Origin of the sequence: Enterobacter sp. 01-M-02-SI-ECC (assembly GCF_047530595.1) — a bacterium.
Classification (GTDB): Bacteria; Pseudomonadota; Gammaproteobacteria; order Enterobacterales; family Enterobacteriaceae; genus Enterobacter; species Enterobacter cloacae_M.
In genome coordinates, this window is record NZ_JBLKCZ010000097.1 from 1 (window position 1) to 930 (window position 930).

Below are 930 nucleotides of genomic sequence, written 5' to 3' on the forward strand. Positions count from 1 at the left end.
GGCAGGAATGCGGGGGAGCACGAGGGAGCCACCAGGGGGAAACGCCTGGTATCTTTAAGCCGCATCGGGTTTCGCCACCACTGATTTGAGCGTCAGATTCTGTGATGCTTGTCAGGGGGGCGGAGCCTATGGAAAAACGGCTTTGGCGCGGCCTTATGCTTTCTTCGTTAAGTATCTTCCTGGCATCCCCCAGGAAATTTCTGCTCCATCCGTAAGCCCGTCCCGCTCGCCGCAGCCGAACGACCGAGCGGAGCGAGTCAGTGAGCGAGGAAGCGGAATATATTCTGTATCACATTTTCTCCTGACGCGTTTTCTTTCACTTTCTGCGCCTGTCTTATGTGGCATTAATGCTATGTGTTACTGCCATGCTACATCTTAAGCCAGTATACACTCCGCTAGTGCTCCGTGACTGGTCCGGCGCTGCGCCCGGAACCCGCCTGTACCGGTTCAGCAGCCGTTCCGGCCTGACTGCAATTTTTTTTTTCATCCCTGCCCGCTACCCTGTAAACCTTTCTTCTGCGTTGCCGTTAACAGTAGGTAAGCCATGTTTGGTTTTTCTTCCGGAGCCCTGATGACTCTTAGTGATGATGAGCGACACCTGCTTGTGTCCGTTGTTTCGGTCTGGCTACGGCGTGCCGGAGGGGATGCCGGAGCCATGATGCTGGATGCATACCGGCAGATTTTGTCTGAAACCGAACCGGCCGTAAGGACTGTCATGCTCGAATTTCTTGAATCCGTTCGCATTCATTACATTTCGTCCTGAGCATTTTCTGTATTTCTGTCCATACTTAAACGAGGCGGCCGTCACGGACGGTGGTCGTCGTTCCATGATGGGGTCGGTTCCGGCTGAGGGCGAAATGACACCCTAAGCTTTCGGTTCCTTGGGCCAAAGATATTCGCCAGTCAGTAGAATGTGCGCCCAGCCCAATG

General features: G+C 54.1%; 1 protein-coding gene. It reads left to right on the plus strand.

The window, feature by feature from the left end; all coding sequences use genetic code 11:
• Nucleotides 1-544: 544 nt before the first annotated feature.
• Nucleotides 545-763: a hypothetical protein gene (locus ACMWLG_RS25830; protein ID WP_198129632.1), complete on the plus strand. Its 219-nt coding sequence runs from the start codon at nucleotides 545-547 to the stop codon at nucleotides 761-763.
• Nucleotides 764-930: the final 167 nt, after the last annotated feature.